Below are 23,120 nucleotides of genomic sequence, written 5' to 3'. Positions count from 1 at the left end.
TCTGGACGGTTCAGCGCGCCAGGGGCTAGGGTCGGGATCATGAGCTCACGGGACCGCATCCTCGACGCCTACGAATCCCTCCTCATCGAAGGGGGAGAGCGCGCGGCCACGCTGAACGCCGTCGTCGAGCGCGCAGGTCTGTCCAAGGGCGGCCTGCTCTACCACTTCAAGGACAAGGACGCCCTGGTGCAGGGGCAGCTGGATCGGCTGCGGGAGATGATCCGGGAGGACCTGCACACCATGCGCACCTGCCCCGAGGGCGCCTCCGTGCACTACGTGCGCTCCTCCGCCTACGAGGACGCCCCCCTGGATCGGTCCATGGTCGCCGCCGCCCAGCTGAGCCAGGACTCCCACCCCGCGGTGCGCGAGCTGCTGGAATCCATCCACCGGGACTGGTACGCGCTGATCCTCGAGGAGGTGGGGGATCCGGGCAGGGCCCGGGCGATCCTGCTGATCGGGGACGGGCTGTACTACGACGCCGGACTGTCCGTGGCCGTGCAGACCACCGGGGAGGACCTCGAGCGGGTGCTCGAGGTGGTCCGGGGTCTCGTCAGGGGGTGAGCGGCGTCGTCATTAGGATGGGCGGCATGAGTCTGCCGCCGGATCTGGGTCACCTGGTGTGGAGGGAGCTGGGGATCGAACCCTGGCGGATCCCCGTGGTCATCGCCGCAGCCGTGGGCATCTACCTGTGCTTCGTGCTGCTGGTGCGGGTCTTCGGAGTGCGGCTGCTGTCCAGCTGGAACGGCCTGGACGCGCTGATCATCATCATGTTCGGGGCGGTGGCCGGGCGCGTGATCCTCGGCAACCACCCGACCCTCGGCGCCGGCATCGTCGGGCTGGGGACCCTGATCTTCCTGGAGATCCTCTTCGGCACCCTGCAGCGGGTGAGCGCCACCCGGCGGCTGCGCCACCAGCCCCTGGCCCTCATGGCCCACGGCGAATTCCTGGAGCGATCGCTGCGCCGCGCCCACCTGACGCACCGGGAGATCTGCGCGGCCCTGCGGGCGGCCGGCATCACCCGGCTGGACCAGGTGCGCGGGGTCATCCTGGAGGACACCGGGCACCTGAGCATCCTGCGCACCGGGACGGAGCCGGACCCCGCGCTGCTGGACGGCGTGCGCGGCGCGGAGCTGATCCTCGCACCCGCCGCCCGGGACCGGGACGACGACGGCGCCTCGCGCTGACAGCGGAACCGGGCCGGGCGGCGTCGTGCCCGGCCCGAGACCGGGCCTAGTGTGGAGCTCGACCACCGGAAACGTCCCGAGGAGGACCCCATGGAACCGAAGTACACCACCGAAGCGCTGTCCACCGGCGAGGCCCGCAACGGCCACGTCTCCGTCAAGGACGCCGACCTCGAGCTGGACCTGGCCACCCCGAAGTCCATGGGCGGGTCCGGGAACGGGTACAACCCCGAGCAGCTGTTCGCCGCCGGGTACGCCGCCTGCTTCCACTCCGCCCTGAAGATGGTCGCCCGCCAGGCGAAGGCGGACACCTCCGACTCCGCCGTCGGCGCCAAGGTCAGCATCGGGGACAACGGGAAGGGCGGATTCGGCCTGGCCGTGGCCCTGGAGGTCGTGCTGCCGCACCTGGAGCACGACGTCGCCCAGCAGCTGGCGGACCAGGCCCACCAGGTCTGCCCCTACTCCAACGCGACCCGCGGCAACATCGAGGTCACCGTCAGCGTCGTCGAGGACTGACCCCGGCCCGACGCCCGCGCCCGGGACTCACCCCCGGTGGGTCCCGGGCGCGGCGTCCTGCGAGCCCTCCCCGCTCTCCTCCGTCAGGCGGCGCTGGCGCTCGCGCTGCCCGTGGGTCAGGCGCCGCAGATCCGTCTGCGAGTCGAAGCTGGAGCCCAGAGCCCCGGCCACCACCCCCATGGCCGCGCTCATCCACGCGATGTCCAGGTAGTTGGTGAACCCGACCTCCCCGGTGCCGAGGGTCGCGGCCATGAACTCCGGGTCGATCACCACCAGCCCCGCCAGCAGGATCAGCACCACCAGCCCCGCGTAGAGCACCAGCACGCACAGCAGCAGCGTCAGCACGGTGGAGGCGTTGTAGAGGCCGACGACGGTGCCCAGCCGCTCCTTCGCCGGGCGATCCCACAGGCGGTTGCTCACCAGCAGCCATCCCGTCATCAGCACCACCGCCAGCACCCCGATGCTCAGCAGCCGGGCCGTGCTCAGCGCGTCGGACATCTGCCAGATGGAGCTGTAGAACACCCCGAACGCCCCCACACCGGCCGCCGCCGCCATCGCGCTGGACAGCTTCGGGGCGGTGCTCCAGGGGTCGTTGGCCGCGACCATCCCCAACACGGTGCGCGGCACCCCCGTGATCGTGTGGGCGAACAGGCTCAGGTGCCCCGTGGCAGGGTGGCGCTTCCACCGGTTCCAGTGCTGGCTTCCCCGGTCCTCCTTCGCATCCAGCAGCCGGGCCGCGCAGGCGAGGATGGTGCGCACCAGGCGGCGTCGGGGGAAGAGCACCCCCAGGGTGGGGCAGGAGACGACGGCGACGCGCTGGTCCGCGAAGGTCTCCGCGACCAGCGGGTGCCCGCCGGCGTGCCGCGGCATCTCCGTGAGCAGGATGGTCGCATCCACGGTGCGGTCATCCGGGGCCAGATCCGCGGCGACGCCGAGGTCGATGGTGTCATCCGGGCGCACCCGCACGGTTCCGGTGCGGGTCAGCAGGCGGGCCCCACCCGGCGTCGTCGTCTCCAGCCGCCGGACCAGATCATCCTGGATCCGGCGCAGCCGGCGGGTGGGCAGACCGGGGTCGGCGATGATCAGCAGCGTCGCGGGGGAGTCTGCGGTGCGGCGGGAGGAGGTCATCGGGAGAGTCTACGGGAGGACCCGCGCCGTCCCATCCTCCCGCGACGCTTAGGATGGTGGTCCATGCTCCCCATGATCGCGCGGCTGCTCGCGCTCGGTGCGGCCGTGCTCGTGCTGATCTCCCTGGCCCAGGGCTGGGCCCCCACCCGCTGGATGCGCACCTTCTGGCAGCGGCACGGCGGATACCTGCGGTGGTACGTGGCCAGTGCCCCCGGAACCTGCATCTACGTGGGGATCCTTGCGGTGACCACCTGGGTGCTGCTGGGGATGCCGGAGCATGCCAAGGAGCTGTTCCTCGCCGCGCAGTCCACCAACCTGGAGCACCTCACCCGCGACCCCCTGCGGGTCCTGGTGCGCAGCGCGTTCTTCGTCTCCGGGACGGAGCTGCTGCTGTGGGGCGCGCTGTTCCTGGTGTTCCTCGCTCCGGCGGAGCGGTGGCTGGGCACAGGGCGGGCCGTCGTCGTCTTCGCGACCGGGCACATCGTGGCCACCCTGCTCACCGCGTGGGGCGTCTACGTGCGGATCCGCTGGTTCCACGGGCCGGAGTCCCTGTGGAACGTGCAGGACACCGGCGCCAGCTACGGGTTCATGGCCCTGGCCGGGATCATGGTCTACCGGCTGCGCGGATGGAACCGGGCGGCGCTGCTGACGGTGCTGCTCGGCGTCGTGGTCTACGGGTTCCTGCCGGGCACCGGATTCACGGCCACCGGTCACTCCTTCGCGGTGATGGTGGGGCTGAGCCTGTACCCGCTGACCCGCCGCCCAGAGGTCCGCACCCGCGTGCACGACGGCGAGGACTTCGCGGACCTGTGCCGACGCTCCACCGCCGACGGCCGCACCTTCGTCCTGGAGCCCTACCCGCGCCGCTGACCCCCCTGTGTGGGGCGCTGCGGATCAGGCGAGCAGGCGGCGGATCCACTCCGCTGCGGTGGGCACCACGGTCTCGGTGGCCTCCTGCACGGCCTGCGGGGAGTACGGGAAGGACGCCGAGTGGTCCGCCCAGGCGTGCATGCCCAGGTCATTCCACGAATCCCCGATCGAGTACGTCTCGTAGCGACCACCCAGGTGGTGCTCGTCCAGCCACGCCAGACCCGTGCCCTTGTGCGTATCCGGCGGCACCAGGTCCAGGAAGGTCTGGTTGCGGTGGCAGTCCATGACCCCGACGTAGCGGGCGGACAGCTCCTCGTGCAGCGGGTCGATCTTCTCCGGGTCCGTCACCCACAGCGGCACCCCGACGAACTCGTGCTCCGGGATCTGCGCGGCGTCCATCTCCACGAAGTGCGGCAGGATCTCCGTGCTGGCCCGGCCGGTGCGGTTGGAGAAGCGCACGTCGTCGGTGTCCAGGGTGGTGCCGTACACGGCGACGCCGGATTCCCCCGACATCCGCTGCACCACCTCCTGGACCACCTCACCCGGCAGCGTCCTGGCGCGCAGCACCCGGAAGCCCGCGTCCGTGATGACGGCGCCCGTGTACGTCACGCAGTAGTCGAAGCGCAGGCCCGTGCCCTCCAGGGCGTGGCGGGTGGAGGCGATGGACTTGCCCGTGGCGCACACCGCGAGGTTCCCGGCCTCCTGCCAGGCGCGGATCGCGTCGATGCTCTCCTGTGCGATCCGCAGATCGAAGATCAGGGTGCCGTCCAGATCGAAGGCCATCAGCTGGGGTGCCACGAAGCCGTCCTTTGCGCGCGGGGAGGATGTCCGTTTCCAGGCTAGCCGCCGCCCACGCGGGGGTCCCGCCGCGCCACCCGGGCAGCGGAGCGGGTTCGGCCGAAGCGCTTTGGGAGCCGCGCGGTGTCTCGGGAGCACTGCGGGGGCTCCTGAAATACCGCACGGCTCCCGAAATCATCCGGCGGAGCGACGGGGTGGGCAGCGAGAGCTGGGCGAGAGGGAGGGCGTCGGTGGTGCCCCGGCGTCATCCTCGGGGGCGCTCGTCCTCGGCGAGACGGCGGGCCAGGGTGCGACCGGCCAGCCGCCCGGCCCGGTTGGCGCCGATCGTCGACGCCGTGGAGCCGTACCCCACCAGCAGGATCCGTCGGTCGCGGGCGGGGCTGACCTCATCCAGCATCCGGATCCCGCCGCCGGGTTCGCGCAGCCTCAGGGGCGCCAGGTGATTCATGGCCGGGCGGAAGCCGGTGTTCCAGAAGACCACCTCCACCGGCTCCTCATGCCCCGCAGGGAACGGATCCCAGCTCGCGGGCATCACCAGCTCCTCCGATGCCGAGGGTCCCAGGCCTCCGGAGGCGGCGGCTTCCGGTTCCCGATCCGCGGGCAGCTGCTTTCCGGAGGGATCCGGGCCCCACACGGCCCCGGTGGGGGTGAGCCGCTCCGGCATCCCGCGGCTGACCAGCACCCCCTGCTCGACCCCGCGCGCGTACTCCTCCCACAGGGGGATGCCGGTCGTGCGCACCACGCTGGCGGGGGCGCGGCCCGCGGCGGTCCGGGTCCGCACGGCCTCCTCCACCTCACGGCCCCACCCGGCGTCGAATCCGCGGTCCGTGAAGTTGGGAGGGCGCCGGGTGGCCCAGATGGTCTCGGTGACCGGGGCCAGCTCCAGCAGGAACTGCACGGCGCTGAGGCCGCCGCCGACCACCAGGGTGCGCCGGCCCGCGAAGTCCTCGCGGCGCACGTAGTCCCGGGTGTGCAGCTGAGCCCCGCGGAACTCCCCGATGCCCGGGATCGTGGGGAGGTAGGGGCTCGTCCAGGTGCCCGCCGCACTCAGCACATACCTGGCCAGGTATATGCGATCTTCGGAATCCTCGCGGACGGTGAGGCGCAGCAGGTCCGGCCGATCGGGGTCCTCCTCGACCCGCAGCACCCGCGCCGGCCTGCGCACCGCCAGCCCGAACTCCTCCTCGTAGCGGCCGTAGTATTCGGCGACCACCCGGGAAGCCGGCACCTCCCGCGGCGGCTGTCCCAGGGGCAGCCCGGGAAGGTCCGCGATGCCGTGGGCCCGCCCGAACACCAGGGAATCCCACCGATGCCGCCACGCGCCGCCGGGACCGTCATCCGCGTCCAGCACCAGGAAGTCGGCACCGGGTGCCAGTCCGCGGCGCACGAGCTCATGGGCCGCGGCCAGACCGGCTTGGCCGGCCCCGATGATGATCGCGGTGTAGGTCTGCACATCCGCTGCAACCGCGGCCGACGTCGGTCTATGCCCGGGTGGTGCGGGTCAGTAGCCGCAGGCGGTGATCCTCAGCAGCTGCGCCTGCCCGTCCTGGTACACCGGCTCCGCCACGCCATCCTGCACCAGATCCTCCAGCCCGGGGTACGTGTGTCCCGGATTCCTCACCAGGGCGGGTGCGGAGAAGTCCGCGACGTACCAGTACCCGGAGCTCTCCACGGCCTCGCACACGGAGGGATCCGAGTAGGCCTGGTTCAGCTTCTCCCCCAGCACGGCGGCATCGGGGTCATCCCGGTAGGCCAGGTGGGTCGCGGAGACCTCACGATCCGCCAGCGCGTAGATCAGCGACCCACCTCTGGACGGATCCACCAGCACCTTCTGGCCCGCCGGCACGTACTGGTCCACATGCTCGATCACGTCCATCTCCTGCGCATCCACCAGGGCGGAGTCGGCGGAGACGGTGAAGCGCTCCCGGACATCCTGCTCCATGGTGCGCATCGGCTGGCCCAGCTGGGTGCTCAGCACGATCGCCAGCAGCAGCAGAGACGTGGACGGTCCCGGCGCGCTCAGGGCGTGCAGCAGGCGACGTCGTCCGCGCCCGCTGCGCGACGCGGCGGATCCCCCCTCGGCGGGGACCTCGACCCACGGGGGCAGCTCCCCCGACGGGTTCTCCTGACCCCGGATGGTCTCCGGCGCGGCTTCGGTGCCGCCGTGTGCCCTCCGGGTCTCGTGCCACGTGCGCTCCTCCCAGCCGTGGCGCACCACCCGGAGCACGGCATCCGCGCCCACCACGGCCAGCGGCACCGCGACCACCGGCAGCAGCGCGGCCAGCCGGTAGGCGTCGTTGTACCAGACCCCGGTGATGAAGATCCGCCCGTGCGCCTCGTCCAGTAAGCGCACGGCGATGTAGAACCAGGCGCCGGTCAGGTACGTCAGCAGCACCCAGACGTACCGGCGGCGGCGCACGACGGAGACCGCGCCGATCAGCACCAGGGCGGCGACCATCCACTCCGGGTGGTACGCGCCCATCGGGGACATGGACACGGCCTCCCAGATGGCCTGCGGGCCGGTGGCCTCGGGCTTCCAGATGTGCAGCACCCGATCCGCCGGGCGCACCACGCCCCACAGGATCCACAGCACCCCCAGGCACGCCGCGATCAGACCGAGCTGCAGGAGGAACCTCCCCCAGCCGATCCGCCCGGCGGCCACGGCGCGCACCTGTCGTGCGCCGCGCACCAGCAGGATCGGCACGGAGAGCACCAGCAGGGACATCAGCGCATTCGGGTGGGACAGGGCGATTCCGGCCAGGAACGGCAGCACCAGCAGCCCCGCCTGCCCGGTGCTCAGGATCCGGTGGGTGCTCACCCGCAGCAGCTGCACCGCGATCGCCAGACCCGCCGGCAGCACGGACAGCCCGAGCAGGTTGGGGTAGAGGATCCCGAACCACAGCAGCAGCAGCGGGAATGCGGTGCACCCGGCCGACAGGACGCCGGCGGCCAGGACGGTACCGCGGCGGAACCGGCCCATCGAGCGGACCAGCAGCACCACGGACAGGGGCCACACGACCCCGCCGACGGCCAGCGTCATGGCGTTGGTGGCGGCCGGCACGCTGCCGCCGGCCACCGGCAGGGCCAGGGCGGTGACCGCGTGCCATGCCGTGGGATAGAACCCGGCCGACTGTCCGCCGGAGGTCATCTGCTGCACGGTCAGCGAGGAGGCGTCTCCGGTCTCGGAGATCCAGCGCACGGCGTTGAGATGGAAGTTGTTGTCGTAGGTCTGGGAGAAGCCCTGCGGATCGCCGATCGCGCTCACCAGGTCGAGCAGACACAGCGCCGTCCCCAGGAGCAGTGCGAGCCAGGCGGTGCCCTGCGCCCGCGAGCGCCACGACGCGGCGACCGGCGGCGCCGAGCCGCGGGGAGGCCGGGGCCAGTCCAGCAGGTCCCGGCGGGCGAGCAGACGGCGCAGCCCCAGCAGGGCCGCACCGACCAGCAGCCCCCCGACCAGGGGGATCCACAGGGCCCAGCGCAGCCCCAGCCACGACGCGAGGATCGCGGTGAGCGCGGTGACGCCGAGGGAGAGCCCGGGGGCCAGGGCGACGGCGTCGAAGCCCCGCACCCGGGTGCCCAGGGTGATGAGCAGGCCGGGGGTGATGAGGACCAGCAGGCACACTCCGACGGCGGGGGCCAGGCTCAGCCACTCCACGATCATCGGCTCCGTTCTGCGGGAAAGGGACCCGATCGGGGGAGGCGGGCCATGACCAGTGTAGTGAACACCCCCGGTGAGCCCGGGAGACGGCGGGACTACAGGCCGTAGGTGCGGCGCACGTACGACCCGTAGATGAGGCGGTACAGGGCGGGGGAGAGCTTCAGCAGCACCCCGGCCGCCGCGTACAGCGGGGCCGCGGAGGCGGTGCCGGCCAGCTGTCTCCAGGTGATCCGGCGTCGGGAATCCCGGATCACCGCGAGAGCCTGGGCGCTCTCCTCCTGCCGGGCCTCGGCGGAGAGGCTGTCCGACAGTCGGGGCAGCAGCATCCGCCGCATCAGGGACTGCTGGGCGGCGTTGAGGAAGATCAGCACCCAGGTGACGGTGTACGCCCGGCGCCCCTCGGGGGCGTCCAGGAGGTCCCCGACGGCCCGGGCCAGCCCGTGCATGAGACGCAGGGACTCCTCGGGCGGGGTGACGCGCCCCCACGTCAGGGAGCCCGCACCCACCCCGTATTCGTAGAGGGAGCTGGGCACGACGACGACGCGTCGGGCCGCGGTGAGCACGGCGGCGCAGAACACGGTGTCCTCCCCGCGGTGCACATCCGGGAGGAAGCGGATGTCCCCGACGGTGTCGCGGCGCAGGAGTTTGTCCCACACGAAGGAGGTCATCTCATCGCGCAGCAGCTTCACGGCGGCCTGGCGCCCGGTGAGCACCCCGGCGGGGGTGCGGAAGCGGTCCTGCTCCTCCCCGGTGGTGCGCACCAGGGTGTGCCCGCAGGCGGCGACGTCGGCGCCCTGGTCCGCGGCGAAGGCGTGCAGGGTCGCCAGGTAGTGCGGGCGGAAGCGGTCATCGGCGTCGAGGAAGCAGATCCATTCCCCGCGGGCCTCGTCCAGGCCGCGGTTGCGCACCGCGGAGACGCCGCGGTTCTGCTCGTCGTCGAAGACCCGCACCCGCTCATCCGGGTGCTCGGCGAGGAAGGCGCGGACCTGCCGGGAGTCCTCCGGGGAGCCGTCGATGAGCACGAGCAGCTCGAAGTCCGGGTCCGTCTGGGCCAGGGCGGAGCGGATGGCCCCGATGACGCGCCCGCCGGTGCGGTGCACGGGCATGATGATGGAGGTTCTGGGGGTCACGGGGTGTCCTTCGGTGAGGGCGGCTGAGCTGGCTGAGTTCCGGCGTCGCCCGGGGGCGGGGTCTCGTCCGGGCGGTCGGGGTGGCGCGCGGTGCCCTCACCCCACATGTCCGCGGCGAGGCGGGCGATGTGGATGGTCAGGTAGGTGTGCTCGTCCTCGCCGAGGGTGGTGTCCAGGTGCATGTTCAGCAGCAGCATCACCTTGTCCGCGCAGGCGTAGGCCTCCGGGTAGCCGGTGCGCACGGCGTCGTGGATCGCGGGCAGGGTGGGGTCCGCGACGGCCGGCCGGCGCCCCTGCTCCGCGCGCACGAAGAGGTAGCGCAGGTGGGTGACGAAGCGGGCCACGGACAGCTGCGTCTGATCCACGGGGCGGCCGTAGTAGGAGGAGATGACGTCGAAGATCTGCGCGAAGATCTCCGTCATCCGGTAGGTGCGGCTCAGGTCCGTCCCGGAGAACTGGGCGTTGACCAGGTGCAGGGCGATCGGCGTCGCCTCCTCCGGGGGCAGGCGCACGCCCAGGCGCTCGTTGGTCAGCTCGACGGCGCGGCGCCCGAAGGCCGCCTCCCGGGGGTACAGCTGCTCGACCTCGATGGCCAGCGGGTACTCGATGTGCATCCCGTCCCGGGCGCGCACCACCGCGAAGTTCAGGTGATCCGCCAGCGGCAGGACGAAGGAATGCGGCAGGTCCCGACCGAACTCGGCGCGGGCCTGCTGCTCCAGCTCGGTGGCCAGGGTAAGGATCCCCGGCGGCAGCTCGGAGAGCAGGGCGCCGATCTGGTCCGGTCCGCCCGCGCCCTCCGGGACGAAGGTCTGCTCGACCTTCTCCGGGTCCAGGCGCTGACCCTTCTTCTTCCCGAAGCCCAGGCCGCGGCCGATCATCACGGCCTCGTCGCCGGCGTCGGTGGAGGCCAGCACCACGTTGTTGTTGTAGATCCGCAGGATCCGCACGGGCGCACCTCCTTCCACGCTGCTCGACCGCGCGCAGTCCCCTCCAGTCTACGGGCGGGGGTCGGCGGATGCCCGGGAAAAGGCGGCGCCTGCTCCCACGGGTCCGGACCTGTTCGCCGATCCGGCGTTCTCGTTCCCACTCGCCCCACCCCGTGCGCCGAGACGGCGCTCTCGTTCCCAGATTTGCGGATTTTGGGAACGAAAGCGCCGTCTCGCGGGGGAAGCCGAGCTAGATGGGAACGAATGCGCCGGGTCGCGCACCCCGCGCACCCCCGCGCCCCTCAGGCCAGGTGCTCGCCGAAGAAGGCGCGCAGCTGCTCGACGGCGTCGTCCACGTACTCCGGCACCCAGTAGGTCTGGATGTGGGAGGCGCCCTCGATCACGTGGAAGCGCTTGTCCTGGGTTCCCGTGGCGCGGGCGAACACGTCGTCGCTCATGTACTTGGTGTCCGCCGCGGAGCCGGCCATCATCAGCAGCGGCTGGTCGATGAGCTCCACCTGGTCCCGGGCGTCGAAGGCCATCAGGTCGATCATGCTCGAGGCGGTGTACCGGGAGCTGGAGCGCGGGTGGTGGTGGGTCTGCAGGTAGTACTCGAAGCCCTCCCGGTACAGGCTGCCCTCCGGCAGGGCCTCGATCTGCTCCTGCGTGGGGGTGCCGTCCGCCAGGTACTGCACCACCCCGCCCATCGCCTCGATCCGCCGTGCCTCGGCGGCCTGCGCGAGACGCTGCCCGATGGTGTCCACCGCGGAGTCGTTCATCCCGTTGCGCCGGATCAGCCCCGAGTTGAACATGCTCAGCGTGGCCACCGCCGTGAACCGCTTGTCCGTCTGGGCGGCCTTGATGGCGTACCCGCCGCCCCCGCACACCCCGAGCAGGCCGATCCGGGCGGCGTCGACCCCCGGGAAGGTCCCCAGGAAGTCCGCCATCCCCCGGATGTCCTCCACGCGGTGCGCGGGCTTGTCGGTCTGCCGGGGTTGACCCTCGCTGGCGCCCTGGAAGGCGGCGTCCGCGGCGATCGCCACGTATCCCAGGTCCGCCAGGCGCTGGGCGAACAGCCCGGAGACCTGCTCCTTGGTGCCGCCGTTGGGGTGGGCGACGGCGATCCCAGGGTATCGCCCGTCCGGCCGGTACCCCGCCGGGGTGTACATATTCGCCGCGATCCGGCGGCCGTCCAGCAGGTAGCTCACCGGGTGGATGTTCACCGCTCCCGGCTCATTGGCGGTGATCGCGCCCTGATACACCAGGGTCCACGGGTTGGCCTGCCAGTCGCCGACGTACTCGGGGGTCTGCTCGCTCATGGGGTCCTCTTCCTGTGCTTGTCCTGGGGACGACGCCGACGCCGCCCCTCTGATCCCCCACCCTGCGCCCCGCTGCGCCGCCCTGGCAGTCCCGGCCCATGAGGGGGCACAGCACACACCCCCTCTGGCCGGGGCTGATCGGGACCCGCGGAGGGGACCCGGGTGCGATGCTGGTGCCCGGACATCCGCGTCCCCACCCGGGATCTGCGGAGGCATCGGATGAGGCACGAGGATGAGGACGAGGAGCGGAGGCGGCGCGTGGACGGCAGCGCACTGGGCGATTTCCTGCGGGCACGGCGGGAGGGGCTGACCCCTCACGACGTCGGGCTCACCCCGGGACCGGGAGTGCGGCGCACCCCGGGGCTGCGTCGTGAGGAGGTCGCGGTGCTGGCCGGGGTCAGCGAGAACTACTACACCCGGTTGGAACGCGGCCGCGAGACCCGCCCCAGCCCCGCCGTCATCGACTCCCTGGCCCGCACGCTGCGCCTGGCCCCGGATGAGCACGCGCACCTGCGCTCCCTGGCCGCCCGTGTGGCCGGGGTCCGGCCCATCGCCGACGACGCACCGGCGCACCGACTGCCGGGTTCCGTCCCGCAGATCCTGGAGGCCCTGCGGCCCTTCCCCGCGTACGTGCTCACCCGCACCGGGGACCTGCTGGCCGCCAATCCGCCCGCCGAGGCGCTGTTCCCGGGCATGGATGAGTGGCCCCCGCACCGACGCAACATCATCCGCTATCTCTTCCTGGCCCCGGCGGCGCGGACGCTGTACCCGGAGGACTGGGAGGTGCACGCCCGGCACTGCATCGCGGGGCTGCGCTCGCTGGCCGGCACGGATCCGCAGGACGCCGCACTGGCTGAGCTGGTGGAGGAGCTGCGCCGGGACAGCGAGGAGTTCGCCGCGCTGTGGCAGGCGTACGACGTGCGCACCCATGCGCAGGCGGTGAAGGTGCTGCACCACCCCGTGGTCGGCCGGGTGGCGCTGGACTTCCAGGCGATGAGCATCGAGGGTGCACCGGGGCAGCGGCTGAGCGTGTACTCGGCGGCGCCGGGGACACCGGAGCACGAGGCCCTGGTGGCACTGGATGCTCTCGGGACGGAGGGAGGCTCCCCCGCGGGCGCATGAGGTTGTCTTCGGTACCGGGTGGGTCTGGGCGCCTTCTCTCGCTGAGACGGCGCATCCGTTCCCACTCACCCCGCCAGGTGCGCCGACCCGGCGCATCCGTTCCCGGATTCGCGGATTTTGGGAACGGATGCGCCGTCTCGCGGGGGTGGTTGGGTCGGGTGGGAACGGATGCGCCGGGTCGCTGTCGGCACAGGAGCACCAGGCCTGCGGGACCCTGGATGCCCTCGGGGCGGGGGGAGTAGGGTCGCGGGCATGGATGCCATCGATGTTCTCCAGGACCTGGCCGCCCGCCCCCTGCAGGCCGCCGAGGGATTCGCGGATCGGCTCAGCGCCGAGAAGCTCAACGCCCACCCGGGTGGGCAGGACAATTCGATCGCGTGGCTGCTGTGGCACGCCGCCCGGGAGATCGACGCGCAGGTCGCCCAGCTGGCCGACGCCGAGCAGGTGTGGACCGCGCAGGGCTTCGAGGGTCGCTTCGACCTGGGCCTGGACCGCGCGGATATGGGGTACGGGCACACCCCGGAGCAGGCGCGCGCCGTCGTCGTGGAGGACGCCGACCTGCTGTACGCGTACCTGCGGGCCGTGGTCGACGCCGAGCAGGAGTATCTGCGCACCCTCTCCCCGGAGGATCTGGCCGAGGTCATCGACCGCAGCTGGGATCCGCCGGTGACCCGCGCAGCCAGGCTGGTCAGCGTCTCCGAGGACGCCCTGCAGCACATCGGCCAGGCCGCGTACGTGCTGGGCATGGACTTCTAGGACTTCTCAGGACATCCCGGCCCCCGCCCTCCCCGGGACCCACCCCCTGCGCGAGACGGCGCTGCGGTTCCCAGAATCTGCGAGATTGGGAACCGCAGCGCCGTCTCGGTGGCGAAGGGCGTCCGGACCGCCGAGTCGGGGCGGTTCGGACCGGGTGAAAACCCGCTCTAGTACGACGGCGTCCAGTCCTTCGGCGGCAGCTCGCCGGTGCGGATCAGCTGCTGGTACCAGTAGAAGGAGTCCTTGCGGTATCGGGCCAGATCCTTCAGGTCATCGTCCGTGCGGTTGACGTAGATGAACCCGTACCGCTTGGCGATGCCCTGGTGGGTGGAGACCAGGTCGATCGCGGACCACGGGGAGTACCCGAGGATCTGCACGCCGTCGGTGATGGCCTCCTGGGTCTGCTCCAGGTGCTGGCGCAGGTAGTCGATCCGGTAGTCGTCGTGCACGTGCCCGTCCTCGGTGAGCTCGTCGAAGGCGCCCAGGCCGTTCTCGGTGACGATCAGCGGCAGGTGGTAGCGGTCCCAGATCGCCCGGTAGGTCATGCGCATGCCGACCGGGTCGATCTCCCAGCCGAACTGCGTCATCCCCAGGTTCGGGTTGGACACGGCCTTGAAGTAGCCCTCCTCGCCCTCGGAGATCTGCTGGTCGGCCTCCTCGGAGCGCTCGGAGGCGCCGCCGCCGAAGGGCGCGTCCGCCATCGTGGTGGTGTTGTAGTAGTTGAAGGCGATGAAGTCCGGCTTGGCGGCCTTCATGATCGCCATATCGCCCACCTCGATCTGCGGGGCGATGCCCTTCTCCTCCAGGTACGCCCACGCCGTGGAGTTGTATTCCCCGCGCGCGGCGAGGTCCAGGTAGAGCCAGTTGCGCACCGCGTTGTAGTTGTCCGCGGCGATGACGTCCTCGGGCTTGGAGGAGGCGGGGTAGACGTAGGAGATGTTCGGGGCCGGCCCGATCTTGGCCTGCGGGTGCATCTGGTGCAGCAGGATCATGGCCTTGGCCTGCGCCAGGAACATGGTGTGGTTGACCTGGTACAGCTCCTTCTCCGGATCGTCGGTGAGCGCGTTGATGATGCCGAGCTTCCGCCCGTGCAGGATCATCATGTTCTGCTCGTTGATGGTCAGCCAGTACTTCACCTTGTGCCCGTACTCGCGGAACAGCACCTCGGCGTAGCGCACGAAGGCGTCCGCGGTGGAGCGGGCGGCCCACCCGCCCTTGGCATCCAGGGCGGCGGGGGTGTCGAAGTGGAACATCGTGACGATGGGCTCGATGCCTTGCTCCAGCAGCGCGTCGATGAGCCGGTGGTAGAAGGCGATGCCGGCCGGGTTCTCCTCGCCGTCGCCGTCCGGGATGATGCGGGTCCACGCGATGGAGAAGCGGTAGGCGCGGAACCCCATCTCGGCCAGCAGGGCCACGTCCTCCTCGACGCGGTGGTAGTGGTCCGCGGTCACGGTGTAGTCCGCGGTGCCCTCGGGCAGCTCGTCGGCCGGCTTGGTGTCGATGACGGAGGGGCCCTTCCCGTCCTCGTCCCACGCGCCCTCCACCTGGTAGGCGGAGGTGGAGGCGGACCAGAGGAAGTCCTGCGGGAACGGCTTGAGGTGCTGGTGGTACATGGTGTTCCTTTCTCGGTGGTCTGTCTCCCTCCCCAGCGTTTCACGTGAAACGCCGGGGAAGGGTGGGGGAGGATCACCTCCCCGAAGATGACGTCCATGGCGGGGCCACGACCGTTCGACTCACGGCTCCCCGCCCCTCCTCCACCCATGCCCACCTGCCCCTCCCCACCGGCGTGGTAGGCATGGGACATGCCCACCGACCAGCCCAACGCTGCCCCCGACGCCCCCACATCGCCCACCCCCGGCCAAGTCTCACCCACCCCCGCCACCCCGGCCCCCGACGTCGTGCGGGTGCGCGGGGCCCGCGAGCACAACCTGCGCGACGTGGACCTGGAGGTCCCGCGCGACGCCATCGTCGTGTTCACCGGGGTCTCCGGGTCCGGGAAGTCCTCGCTGGCCTTCGGGACGCTGTTCGCCGAATCCCAGCGGCGCTACCTGGAATCCGTGGCCCCCTACGCCCGTCGGCTGATCGACCAGGCGGGAGTCCCGGAGGTGGACGCCGTCGAGGGCATGCCCCCGGCCGTGGCCCTGCAGCAGCAGCGCGGCACCGGCGGCTCCGCCCGCTCCACCGTGGGCTCCGTGACCAGCCTGTCCAACGTCCTGCGGATGCTGTACTCCCGCGCCGGGATCTACCCCGCGGACCAGCCCATGCTCTACGCCGAGGACTTCTCGCCCAACACCCCGGAGGGTGCCTGCCCGGAATGCCACGGCATCGGCCGGGTCTACGACGTCACCGAGGACCTCATGGTCCCGGACCCCACCCTGAGCATCCGGGACGGCGCCATCGCGTCCTGGCCCGGCGCCTGGCACGGGCAGAACCAGCGGGACATCCTCGTGAACCTCGACTACGACATCGACGTGCCCTGGCAGGACATGCCCGCCGACGCGCGGGAGTGGATCCTCTACACCGAGGAGCGCCCCACCATCCCCGTGTACCGGCACGCGCAGAGCCCGGACGCGGTGCGGCGGCTGAAGGCCGACGGCGCGGAGCCCAGCTACCGGGGGACCTTCGTCGGTGCGCGCCGCTACGTGCTGGACACCTTCGCCGGGTCCAAGTCCGCCGCCGCCAAGAAGCGCGCCGCCCGCTACCTCACCGGCGCCGTGTGCCCCGCCTGCCGCGGTCGGCGCATCAAGGCCGAGGCGCTGACCGTCACCTTCGAGGGCCTGGACATCACCGAGATCTCCGCGCTGCCCCTGCACGAGCTGCGGGACCTGCTGACCCCCGTGCTCGACGACGCCTGGACCCCCACCGCCCCCGAGGACGCCCGGGCCGCCGCCCTGCCGGATGAGGCCGCCCGCCGCGCCGCCGTCGAGGCCCGGGTGGCCGCGGGCGGCTCGGCCCACGCCGGCGGCGGGGACGTGCGCACCACCCCCAATCTCTCCGCGGAGAAGATCGCCGCGGCCCGCAGCCTGGTCCGGGATCTGCTGGCCCGCCTGCGCCCCATCCTGGACCTCGGCCTGGGCTACCTCTCCCCGGACCGCGCGACCCCCACCCTCTCCCCGGGGGAGCTGCAGCGGCTGCGCCTGGCCACGCAGCTGTCCAGCGAGCTGTTCGGCGTCGTCTACGTCCTGGACGAGCCCTCCGCCGGCCTGCATCCGCGGGACCGGGAGGCGCTGCTGGGGATCCTGCGGGATCTGCGCGCGGCCGGGAACAGCGTGTTCGTCATCGAGCACTCCCTGGACGTCATCCGCGCCGCGGACTGGCTGGTGGACATCGGCCCCGGCGCGGGCTCCGACGGCGGGCGTGTGCTCTACAGCGGGGAGCCGGCGGGCCTGGCGCGGGTGGAGGAGTCCGTGACCCGCCGCTACCTCGCTGACGACGCCGCCCGCCCCGAGCCCGCGGGCCGCACCCCCACCGGGTGGCTCGAGCTGACCGGGGTGCACCGGCACAACCTGGACGGCACCGACGCGCGGATCCCCCTGGGCTGCCTCACCGCCGTCACCGGGGTCTCCGGGGCGGGCAAGTCCACGCTGGTCGGGCAGGCCCTGCCGGAGCTGCTGGCCCGCGCCGGGGCGAACGCCGCCGGGGGTGCCGCCCACCCGGAGGAGACCGCCGAGCAGGCCCCGGATGAGGCGTCCCTGCTGCTGCAGACCGACGCGGAGACCACCCGCGGCGCGGTGGCCGGCGACGTCGCTCGGGTGCGCCGCGTCGTCGGCATCGACCAGAAGCCCATCGGGCGCACGCCGCGCTCCAACGTGGCCACGTACACGGGCCTGTTCGACCGGGTCCGCCGCCTGTTCGCCGGCACCGACGAGTCCCGCAGCCGCGGGTACAAGCCCGGCCGGTTCTCCTTCAACGTGCCGGGCGGACGCTGCCCCACCTGCGAGGGGGAGGGGTGGATCATGGTCGAGCTGCTGTTCCTGCCCAGCGTCTACTCGCCGTGCCCGGACTGCCACGGCGCCCGCTACAACCCGGAGACCCTGCAGATCACGTGGAACGGGCGGAACATCGCCGAGGTCCTGGACCTGACGGTCGCCGAGGCCCGGGAGTTCTTCGACGAGGTGCCGGAGGTGCGCCGCACCCTGGAGGTCCTCGACGACGTCGGTCTGGGCTACGTGCGCCTGGGCCAGCCGGCCACGGAGCTGTCCGGCGGGGAGGCGCAGCGGGTCAAGCTGGCCGCCGAGCTGCAGCGCAGCCACCGCGGGGACGCCCTGTACGTGCTGGATGAGCCGACCGCGGGCCTGCACCCGGCGGACACGGACCGGCTGCTGGCCCACCTGCAGCGGCTCGTGGAGGCCGGGTCCACCGTGGTGGTCGTGGAGCTGGATATGCGGGTGGTGGCCCAGGCCGACCACGTGATCGAGCTGGGTCCCGGCGCGGGGCAGGACGGCGGCCGGGTGGTCGCCGCCGGCACCCCGCGCGAGGTGGCCGACGGCGCCGGCGCGAGCGCGAGCTACCTGGCGGCCCAGCTGGAGGCATAGGCCCCGGGGAGGGTTCCGGGGGGGTTTCCCAAGCGGATGCGCCGGTTCGGTGATCTGACCGGACCACAAGGGAACGAATGCGCCGGGTCGCCGAGCGGGGTGGGGCGTGGCGGGAACGAAAGCGCCGTCTCGGTTCCCACCCCTCGCCGACCCGGGGCATCGGTTCCCACCTTCGGCGTATTTGGGAACGAATGCGCCGTCTCGCCGCACGGGGAGGCTCGGGTGGGAACGGATGCGCCGGGTCGGTGTGCCTTGCCGCTCGGCTCGGCCCGGCCCGCCCCCCGGTTACTCGGCTACGCGGACGCCGTCGGGAGGCGGACCTCGAACTCGGTGCGGCCCGGGCGGGAGGCCACCGCGATCCGCCCGCCGTGGCTGTCCACGATCGCCTTCACGATCGCCAGGCCCAGGCCCGTGGTGCCGACCTCCCCGGAGCGGGCCTGATCCGCCCGGGCGAAGCGGGAGAAGATCCGCGGGAGGAAGTCCGGGTCGATGCCGGGGCCGTCGTCGGTCACCGTCAGCACGGCCTCCCGGCGGTTGGCGCTGACCCCCAGGGCCGTGGTCACGGTGGTGCCCTCGTCGGTGTGCTTGCGGGCGTTGGACAGCAGGTTCATCAGCACCTGGCGCAGCTGCCGGGGGTCCCCACGCACCACCACCGGCTCCTCGGGAAGCTCCAGGGCCCAGCGGTGCGAGGGAGCGGCCACCTGCAGGTCGGAGACGCTCTCCACCACCAGCTCCGTCAGGTCCACGTCCTCGCTGACCGGCTGGTGACCCTGGTCCAGGCGCGCCAGCAGCAGCAGGTCCTCCACCAGGGCTGCCATGCGCTGGGACTGGGAGTCGATCCGGCCCAGGGAGCGCTGCCCGTCCTCGGTGAGGTCCTCGGTCCACTTCAGCAGGTCGGAGTACCCGCGGATCGCCGCCAGCGGGGTGCGCAGCTCGTGGGAGGCGTCCGCGACGAACTCCCGCACCCGGTCCTCGGAGCGCTGCCGCGCGCTCAGCGCCGAATCCACGTTCTCCAGCATCAGGTTCAGCGCGTGCCCGACGGCGCCGACCTCCGTGCTCGGGCGGGCGTCCGCCGGAGCCACCCGCGTCTCCGGGGGCAGCTGGCCCGCGCCCAGATCCAGCTGGGAGACGTCGGTGGCGACGGCGGAGACCCGCTCCAGCGGCTTCATGGTCCGCCGGATCGCCCAGGAGCCGAGCAGCCCGGCCAGCACCAGGGCGGCCGCGCTGACGCCGACGGTGATCAGCAGCAGGGTGGTCAGGGTGCGGTCCATGTCCGCGGTGGGCAGCCCGGTGATGACGGTCTGCCCGCTGGCGTCCTTCTCCGCGAGCGCCAGGTAGTCCCCCTGGGATAGGCTCACCCGCTGCGCCTGCTTCCCGACCGGCAGGTCCAGCAGGGTCTGCTCGTCGGCGGCGGTCAGGGCGACGGCGGAGCCGCGGGTGTCCAGCATCCCGCCGAAGACGAACTCGCCGCCGATGACCCGGGCGTTGAGTGTTCCGGCGGCCTGGCCCGGGGCGTTCAGGGGGTTGGGGGCGGTGGAGGAGGGACTCGGGGTGCTCGTGGCCGCATCCTGGCCGCCGTCGGCTCCCCCGGCGGAGCCATCGGCGCCGGTGCCGTCCTGGCCGCGGTGCGGTCCGGCGAAGCTGGTGGCCCGGTCGGAGGCCTCGGCGAGTCGGGTGCGCAGCTGTCCGGTGAGGTTCGCGTCCATCGCGGCGTAGCTGGCGGCGCCGATCACCAGGCACGCGATGCCCAGGAACGCCAGGAGGATCGCGATCAGCCGGGTGCGCAGCCGCCACCGGCCGGGGTGCAGCAGCCCGGCGCGCGCGGGGGCCGCCGGGCTGCGCGGGGCGGGGGTGGCGTCGTCGTGCGCGAGGGCCATCAGACGGCGGGTTTGATGACGTACCCGGCCCCGCGCACCGTGTGGATCATGGGTTCGCGGCCGACGTCGATCTTCTTGCGCAGGTAGGAGATGTACAGCTCCACGATGTTGGCCTGCCCGCCGAAGTCGTAATTCCACACGCTGTCCAGGATCTGCGCCTTGGACACCACGCGCTTGGCGTTCTCCATGAGGTAGCGCAGCAGCTCGAACTGCGTGGCGGTCAGGGTGATCTCCTCCCCGCCGCGGGTGACCTCGCGGGTGTCCTGGTTCAGCACCAGGTCCCCGACCACCAGCTCGGCGTCGTCCACCGCGGCGACCCCGGAGCGCTGCACGAGCCGGTGCAGCCGGATGATCACCTCCTCCATGGAGAAGGGCTTGGTCACGTAGTCGTCGGCCCCGGCGGCCAGGCCCTGGATGCGGTCATCCACGGAGTCCTTGGCGGTCAGGAACAGGCACGGGACCTCCGGCTGGAAGGCGCGGATGCGGGAGAGCAGCTCGACGCCGTCGTACCCGGGCATCATGATGTCCAGCACCAGCACGTCGGGGCGGAACTCGCGGGCGGCGGCCAGGGCGGAGGGGCCGTCCCCGGCGGAGCGCACCTCCCACCCGGTCATGCGCAGGCCGGAGCCGATCAGCTCGGCGAGCATCGCCTCGTCGTCGACGACGAGCGCCCGGATGCGGCTGCCGTCCGGGTGCTCCAGGGCGGGCAGGTTCCGGGCGAGCTCGGTGGCGGAGGCGGCGGTGTTCTGGCTCATGCTCCACACACTAGCCCGCGGCCTGCCCGCCACGGGGGCCTGGACAGCGTCTCGGGGACAGGTCACAGCAACCCGAACACACCGGCACAGCCGGGGCACAGGCGGCCTCCGGATCGTCGGTAGGGACCAACCACGGACCCGACCGAGAGGATCCCCAGCCATGACCACCCGCGACTCCGCACAGCATCCGCAGGATGACGCCCGCCGATCCGCCGAGGAGGCGGCCCGCCGCGCCGAGGACGCCCACCGTTCCGACGACGTCAACCGTTCCGAGAGCGTCCACCGTGTCGACGACGGCTACGGCGTCGACGACGTCCGCCGCGCCGAGACCGGCTCCCGCCGCCGAGAGGCGACCCGCCCCGCCGCCTCCTACCCCGCCACGCACCGACAGGAGACCGAGCCGATCGCCGGGGGTCCCGCCCCGGCCTGGGGCGCTCCCGCCGAGGAGTGGGAGCGAGCCCGGGACCGCAGGGCGGGGCGCACCTGGAGCACCCGGAAGACCGCGGCGACGGCGGCCATCGCGATCGCCGTGACCGGGGGCGCGGCCGCGGCCGCCTACGGGCTGTCCTCCGCGGCGGACTCCTCCAGCTCCCAGGGCCAGGGAGGACCCGGCGGCATGGGCGGCGGGATGGGTGGCGGCCAGGCGGGCGGCACCGGCCAGGCGGGCGCGGGCCAGTCGGGAGACGGCTCCGGCGCCGCGGGTCAGTCCGGGCAGCAGGGCGGCACGGGCCAGTCGGGGACGGGCCAGTCGGGGACCGGCCAGTCGGGCACGGGCGCCGGCGGCACCGCGCAGGGCGGCGCACCGGGCATGGGTGCTGCGGGGCTGGGCATCGCCGGCGGGCAGCCGCTGTATTCGCAGAGCGTCACCGAGCAGAACGGCGAGTACGTCACCACCATCACCCAGACCGGCACGGTGGAGAAGATCTCCGACTCCTCCGTGACCGTGAAGTCCTCCGACGGGCACACCCAGGTCTACACCGTGTCCGATTCCTCCCTGGTGAGCGGCATCTCCACTGGGGATGAGGTCATGGCCTCCGGGACCAAGAAGGACGACGCCGCCACCCTCGTCTCGCTGCAGGCCGCCCAGTCCGGGACGGGCACCTCCGGGACGGGCGGGGCCTCCGGCGGGCAGGGGGCCGCGGGCCAGGGCTCGGGGTCGTCGTCGGACTCCTCCGGGACGGACTCCTGACCCAGCCCCGACGGTGAGGAATATCACTATCGGGGGTCTCGGCGTGTGACCAGGGCAGACGCCCCGCACCCGCGATGGCGCGGGGGCGGGGCGTCTGCTTCGGGTTGCCTCACCTCGTGGGGGAGAGCACGATGGTGTCTCATCCGCGGGGCATCGGCTCCATCAGGACCGTCAGCCCTCCCGTTCTCCCCGCCTCCGGCGTCATGGGACGGGCTCGCACCCGCGGACGCTCCCGGTCCGCGCTCCGGGGCTTCGCTGCCCCGAGACACACTTCTGCCGGATCCGGAGGGCATGGATGCGGTTTGCGCCCGCGGTTGTGGTTCCCGGGGGTGCAGACCGCATCGTCTCATCCTCGCGGTACCGCGCTCTCGCCCGGCCTGCTCGAATCGATCGGGGGAGAGGGCGAGGCCGCGGCGGGCGCGTCCCGCGTCGGCACCCCGAGCTCGGGCTTCGACCGTAGGGTCCTGCCTCGAAGCCGCCCGCGAGGGATGAGTTTGACGGAGCCCACATGATGTCTGACACTTCTCATCAGGCACCGGATCGCGCTCCGTGGTGTGGGCCTGCGTGCCTTGTCGAGGGGGTCGCGATGCCGCTTCCCGTCCTGCCCCGACCTCGGATGCTGATGGCATCGCGAGGCTCGGGTGCTGCGGATGGAGCCGGAGGATCTGAGCGCTCCGCCGGATCTGATGAGCGGCACCCGGTGCCCGGAAGAGACCGGGTCCTCTCGATGACATCAACCCACGGGCATTGGGCGTTTCGATGATCAGGTCCTCACCGATGGAGTGGCATTTCGGATATCTTCCGGCGGGGACGGCTGGGCTCATCCTCAGTTCGGCGGCGACGAGGATAACGCTGGCGGCAACCTCTGAGGAATCATACGCCTGGGCTTATTCGTATGCCCTGACCTTCGCCGCCTGTCTTCTGCTGGGCGCAGTACACCGGATCAGGTTGCGCCCCTGGCATGCCGAGTACACGCAGGGTGTGAAGACATTCAAGATCACGAGGAGCGGGGTCAGGTCCACCGGTTCCCTGCGCATCGACAGACCGATGGAAGAGGCGCAGGAGGTCTTCCTCCTCGGTGTCGCGACCGTCGAATCCGTGAAGTTCGATGGGCGCGATGGTCGCATGCTGCACTTCCGCCAGGGGTTGTCCATCAGATCATGGGGCGAGAAGTTCACCGCAGAATTCACCGAAGAGGGCCGGGGCGTGTCCGTGAAGCTGACGGCCAGGCCATCCGTCAAGACCACGGTCCTCGACTTCGACCAGGGAAGATCATGATCTATGAGATCCTCTCGGCGGTGGATGCCCAGAACCGACTGCAGGGGGCGATTTCTCGTTGAAGAGGGGCGATGCTGGACTC

The 23,120-nt window shown here is 71.9% G+C and carries 19 protein-coding genes; 9 read left to right on the top strand and 10 right to left on the bottom strand.

The genetic code is table 11. The annotated features are described in order from the left end of the window. Positions 1 to 39 precede the first annotated feature (39 nt). The 3 genes from KKR01S_RS01575 to KKR01S_RS01565 all read left to right on the top strand — a co-directional run bounded on the left by KKR01S_RS01575 (position 40) and on the right by KKR01S_RS01565 (position 1,697). Entirely contained in the window at positions 40 to 561 is a 522-nt protein-coding gene (locus KKR01S_RS01575; RefSeq protein ID WP_061225128.1) for a TetR/AcrR family transcriptional regulator, read from the top strand. A gap of 26 nt (positions 562 to 587) precedes the next feature. Further along, positions 588 to 1,184 carry a DUF421 domain-containing protein gene (locus KKR01S_RS01570; protein WP_061225127.1) on the top strand — a complete coding sequence of 199 codons (597 nt, stop codon included), beginning with the start codon at positions 588 to 590 and terminating at the stop codon, positions 1,182 to 1,184. A gap of 90 nt (positions 1,185 to 1,274) precedes the next feature. Next, on the top strand, positions 1,275 to 1,697 hold the full coding sequence (locus KKR01S_RS01565; RefSeq protein WP_058730410.1) for an organic hydroperoxide resistance protein: 423 nt from the start codon (positions 1,275 to 1,277) through the stop codon (positions 1,695 to 1,697). Positions 1,698 to 1,724: 27 nt separating this feature from the next. Here the strand turns inward: KKR01S_RS01565 and KKR01S_RS01560 are convergent, their stop codons facing one another. After that, positions 1,725 to 2,825, bottom strand: coding sequence for a hypothetical protein (locus KKR01S_RS01560; RefSeq protein ID WP_061225126.1), 1,101 nt, complete (start codon positions 2,823 to 2,825; stop codon positions 1,725 to 1,727). A gap of 63 nt (positions 2,826 to 2,888) precedes the next feature. Between KKR01S_RS01560 and KKR01S_RS01555 the strand changes: the two genes are divergently transcribed. Continuing rightward, entirely contained in the window at positions 2,889 to 3,695 is an 807-nt protein-coding gene (locus tag KKR01S_RS01555; protein ID WP_058730412.1) for a rhomboid-like protein, read from the top strand. Between the two features lie 24 nt (positions 3,696 to 3,719). Here KKR01S_RS01555 and KKR01S_RS01550 read toward each other — a convergent pair whose 3' ends face one another. The 6 genes from KKR01S_RS01550 to KKR01S_RS01525 form a co-directional block, all read right to left on the bottom strand. Further along, complete coding sequence (locus KKR01S_RS01550; protein WP_244884076.1) at positions 3,720 to 4,493, bottom strand: HAD-IIB family hydrolase; 774 nt, start codon at positions 4,491 to 4,493, stop codon at positions 3,720 to 3,722. Between the two features lie 244 nt (positions 4,494 to 4,737). Further along, a complete protein-coding gene (locus KKR01S_RS01545) occupies positions 4,738 to 5,946 on the bottom strand; it encodes an NAD(P)-binding domain-containing protein (RefSeq protein WP_061225125.1) in 1,209 nt (402 codons plus the stop codon). Between the two features lie 48 nt (positions 5,947 to 5,994). Further along, positions 5,995 to 8,154 (bottom strand): DUF6541 family protein, encoded by a 2,160-nt coding sequence (locus KKR01S_RS01540; RefSeq protein ID WP_061225124.1) that lies wholly within the window; start codon positions 8,152 to 8,154, stop codon positions 5,995 to 5,997. A gap of 92 nt (positions 8,155 to 8,246) precedes the next feature. Beyond that, entirely contained in the window at positions 8,247 to 9,281 is a 1,035-nt protein-coding gene (locus tag KKR01S_RS11430; protein WP_061225123.1) for a glycosyltransferase family 2 protein, read from the bottom strand. Continuing rightward, positions 9,278 to 10,228, bottom strand: coding sequence for a PRD domain-containing protein (locus tag KKR01S_RS01530; protein WP_081101455.1), 951 nt, complete (start codon positions 10,226 to 10,228; stop codon positions 9,278 to 9,280). The genes KKR01S_RS11430 and KKR01S_RS01530 overlap by 4 nt, the downstream gene beginning before the upstream one ends. 281 nt (positions 10,229 to 10,509) lie before the next feature. Then, positions 10,510 to 11,526 (bottom strand): alpha/beta hydrolase, encoded by a 1,017-nt coding sequence (locus KKR01S_RS01525; RefSeq protein WP_061225122.1) that lies wholly within the window; start codon positions 11,524 to 11,526, stop codon positions 10,510 to 10,512. 219 nt (positions 11,527 to 11,745) lie between these two features. On the opposite strand from KKR01S_RS01525, the gene KKR01S_RS01520 reads away from it, so the two are divergent. Beyond that, positions 11,746 to 12,648: a helix-turn-helix transcriptional regulator gene (locus tag KKR01S_RS01520; RefSeq protein WP_061225121.1), complete on the top strand. Its 903-nt coding sequence runs from the start codon at positions 11,746 to 11,748 to the stop codon at positions 12,646 to 12,648. Between the two features lie 252 nt (positions 12,649 to 12,900). Then, the gene (locus KKR01S_RS01515) at positions 12,901 to 13,404 is read left to right on the top strand and encodes a mycothiol transferase (protein ID WP_061225120.1); all 504 of its coding nucleotides are present in this window, start codon (positions 12,901 to 12,903) and stop codon (positions 13,402 to 13,404) included. A gap of 167 nt (positions 13,405 to 13,571) precedes the next feature. Here KKR01S_RS01515 and KKR01S_RS01510 read toward each other — a convergent pair whose 3' ends face one another. Next, a complete protein-coding gene (locus KKR01S_RS01510) occupies positions 13,572 to 15,017 on the bottom strand; it encodes a glycoside hydrolase family 1 protein (RefSeq protein WP_061225119.1) in 1,446 nt (481 codons plus the stop codon). 189 nt (positions 15,018 to 15,206) lie between these two features. Between KKR01S_RS01510 and KKR01S_RS01505 the strand changes: the two genes are divergently transcribed. After that, positions 15,207 to 17,939 (top strand): excinuclease ABC subunit UvrA, encoded by a 2,733-nt coding sequence (locus KKR01S_RS01505; RefSeq protein ID WP_081101454.1) that lies wholly within the window; start codon positions 15,207 to 15,209, stop codon positions 17,937 to 17,939. Positions 17,940 to 18,232: 293 nt separating this feature from the next. On the opposite strand, the gene KKR01S_RS01500 is transcribed toward KKR01S_RS01505, so the two are convergent. Further along, the gene (locus tag KKR01S_RS01500) at positions 18,233 to 19,816 is read right to left on the bottom strand and encodes a sensor histidine kinase (protein WP_061225118.1); all 1,584 of its coding nucleotides are present in this window, start codon (positions 19,814 to 19,816) and stop codon (positions 18,233 to 18,235) included. After that, positions 19,816 to 20,571, bottom strand: a complete 756-nt coding sequence (locus KKR01S_RS01495; RefSeq protein WP_058731667.1) for a response regulator transcription factor — start codon at positions 20,569 to 20,571, stop codon at positions 19,816 to 19,818. Before KKR01S_RS01495 ends, KKR01S_RS01500 begins: the two co-directional genes overlap by 1 nt. A gap of 160 nt (positions 20,572 to 20,731) precedes the next feature. Between KKR01S_RS01495 and KKR01S_RS01490 the strand changes: the two genes are divergently transcribed. Together KKR01S_RS01490 and KKR01S_RS01485 are read left to right on the top strand one after the other, a co-directional pair. Further along, complete coding sequence (locus tag KKR01S_RS01490; RefSeq protein ID WP_061225117.1) at positions 20,732 to 21,760, top strand: hypothetical protein; 1,029 nt, start codon at positions 20,732 to 20,734, stop codon at positions 21,758 to 21,760. Positions 21,761 to 22,537: 777 nt separating this feature from the next. Further along, positions 22,538 to 23,038 (top strand): hypothetical protein, encoded by a 501-nt coding sequence (locus KKR01S_RS01485; RefSeq protein ID WP_061225116.1) that lies wholly within the window; start codon positions 22,538 to 22,540, stop codon positions 23,036 to 23,038. Positions 23,039 to 23,120: the final 82 nt, after the last annotated feature.

This window comes from Rothia kristinae NBRC 15354 (assembly GCF_001570865.1).
In the GTDB taxonomy this organism is placed as follows: domain Bacteria; phylum Actinomycetota; class Actinomycetes; order Actinomycetales; family Micrococcaceae; genus Rothia; species Rothia kristinae.
Note: the sequence above shows the minus strand (reverse complement) of the source record. Positions and strands in the feature narration are given on the sequence as shown.

Bases quoted from the DNA above. Each gene is read 5' to 3' on its own strand.
- KKR01S_RS01575 (WP_061225128.1), top strand. From the start codon at position 40: ATGAGCTCACGGGACCGCATCCTCGACGCCTACGAATCCCTCCTCATC.
- KKR01S_RS01570 (WP_061225127.1), top strand. From the start codon at position 588: ATGAGTCTGCCGCCGGATCTGGGTCACCTGGTGTGGAGGGAGCTGGGG.
- KKR01S_RS01565 (WP_058730410.1), top strand. From the start codon at position 1,275: ATGGAACCGAAGTACACCACCGAAGCGCTGTCCACCGGCGAGGCCCGC.
- KKR01S_RS01560 (WP_061225126.1), bottom strand. From the start codon at position 2,825: ATGACCTCCTCCCGCCGCACCGCAGACTCCCCCGCGACGCTGCTGATC.
- KKR01S_RS01555 (WP_058730412.1), top strand. From the start codon at position 2,889: ATGCTCCCCATGATCGCGCGGCTGCTCGCGCTCGGTGCGGCCGTGCTC.
- KKR01S_RS01540 (WP_061225124.1), bottom strand. From the start codon at position 8,154: ATGATCGTGGAGTGGCTGAGCCTGGCCCCCGCCGTCGGAGTGTGCCTG.
- KKR01S_RS01525 (WP_061225122.1), bottom strand. From the start codon at position 11,526: ATGAGCGAGCAGACCCCCGAGTACGTCGGCGACTGGCAGGCCAACCCG.
- KKR01S_RS01520 (WP_061225121.1), top strand. From the start codon at position 11,746: ATGAGGCACGAGGATGAGGACGAGGAGCGGAGGCGGCGCGTGGACGGC.
- KKR01S_RS01515 (WP_061225120.1), top strand. From the start codon at position 12,901: ATGGATGCCATCGATGTTCTCCAGGACCTGGCCGCCCGCCCCCTGCAG.
- KKR01S_RS01510 (WP_061225119.1), bottom strand. From the start codon at position 15,017: ATGTACCACCAGCACCTCAAGCCGTTCCCGCAGGACTTCCTCTGGTCC.
- KKR01S_RS01505 (WP_081101454.1), top strand. From the start codon at position 15,207: ATGCCCACCGACCAGCCCAACGCTGCCCCCGACGCCCCCACATCGCCC.
- KKR01S_RS01500 (WP_061225118.1), bottom strand. From the start codon at position 19,816: ATGGCCCTCGCGCACGACGACGCCACCCCCGCCCCGCGCAGCCCGGCG.
- KKR01S_RS01495 (WP_058731667.1), bottom strand. From the start codon at position 20,571: ATGAGCCAGAACACCGCCGCCTCCGCCACCGAGCTCGCCCGGAACCTG.
- KKR01S_RS01490 (WP_061225117.1), top strand. From the start codon at position 20,732: ATGACCACCCGCGACTCCGCACAGCATCCGCAGGATGACGCCCGCCGA.
- KKR01S_RS01485 (WP_061225116.1), top strand. From the start codon at position 22,538: ATGGAGTGGCATTTCGGATATCTTCCGGCGGGGACGGCTGGGCTCATC.